Below are 1,081 nucleotides of genomic sequence, written 5' to 3'. Positions count from 1 at the left end.
AGCAAGGTAAAGGCGTCGCGGGAGAGGAGGTATCCGTCATCATGACGAACGGCTCCATTGCCGACTTCAACGGGGAAGGACATGGGACCAAAGTTGGTCCCATGAAATGATTCCGGTAACTTACGGATCAAATCGCGAATATCCCGCAAGACATGCTTGTGCCTGAGTCCGAAATGCCGGGCCACGTCAACGGACCGGACAGCCGGACGTTCGCCGGCCAAAAATTCAATGGAAATAGATTCAGGAGAAGAAACGGAAAGGGATTGAGCCGTGGTCATAAAGACCTCCATTTGGTTGGGATTAAGAAATAAAAAAAGGCAGCATGACGCTCCCCTGCCAAATGAGCAGCCGGGGTCTCACGAACACCCGGACGTCATGCCGCCGATATATGCATCCCCAAAACGGGAAATGTCTTCGGCTCAAAAACAAAAAGCCCGCGTTTCAATCCCGCTTGGGGCGGGATAAGGCGGCAGGACGCCTCAAGTTGTTAGGGACTTAATGGATAAGTCCCTAACCGCAAAAAGTCAAATTACTTCGATATCACGATTGGTAAAATGATCGTTTCCGCCTCTGGCGCCGCAACCGGGCAGCCCGTGGCATCCGTAGCCGATCCGCTTGGCGTATCCGCGCATTGGTCCCACGTGTCCGGCACACCATCACCATCACTATCATCAATCTGCGACGTTCCGGGGCATCCGGTGGAGTCCACCAAGCTACCGGCCGGTGTGTCTGCACATTGATCCAACGTATCCGGCACGCCGTCATTGTCGCTGTCGTCAAGCTGCAACGTTCCAGGACATCCGGTGGCGTCCACCAAGCTGCCGGCCGGTGTATCAGCACATTGATCCAATGTATCCGGCACGCCGTCGCCGTCGCCGTCTTCAACAGGAGATGTACCGGGGCAACCCAACGCGTCGACCAGACTGCCGCTTGGCGTCTCAGCGCATTGGTCCCACGTGTCCGGCACGCCGTCCTTGTCGCTGTCATCCATATTCAATGTTTGTGGACATCCTGTGGCGTCAATAATGCTTTCGGTTGGCGTATTCGCACATTGATCCCAGGCATCCGGTACGCCGTCACT

General features: G+C 55.5%; 2 protein-coding genes. Both read right to left on the bottom strand.

Annotation, left to right across the window (positions count from 1 at the left end; all coding sequences use genetic code 11):
* Nucleotides 1-278 (bottom strand): Rha family transcriptional regulator (locus tag G451_RS0120445; RefSeq protein WP_027185697.1); only part of this gene is annotated, 278 nt, incomplete at its 3' end.
* Nucleotides 279-529: 251 nt separating this feature from the next.
* The coding region (locus G451_RS35090) for a thrombospondin type 3 repeat-containing protein (RefSeq protein WP_245587851.1) at nucleotides 530-1,081 on the bottom strand (552 nt) is incomplete at its 5' end.

The organism is Desulfovibrio inopinatus DSM 10711 (assembly GCF_000429305.1).
Taxonomy (GTDB): Bacteria; Desulfobacterota; Desulfovibrionia; order Desulfovibrionales; family Desulfovibrionaceae; genus Alteridesulfovibrio; species Alteridesulfovibrio inopinatus.
The sequence above is the reverse complement of the archived record's forward strand: the minus strand, read 5'-3'. Positions and strand labels throughout refer to the sequence as shown.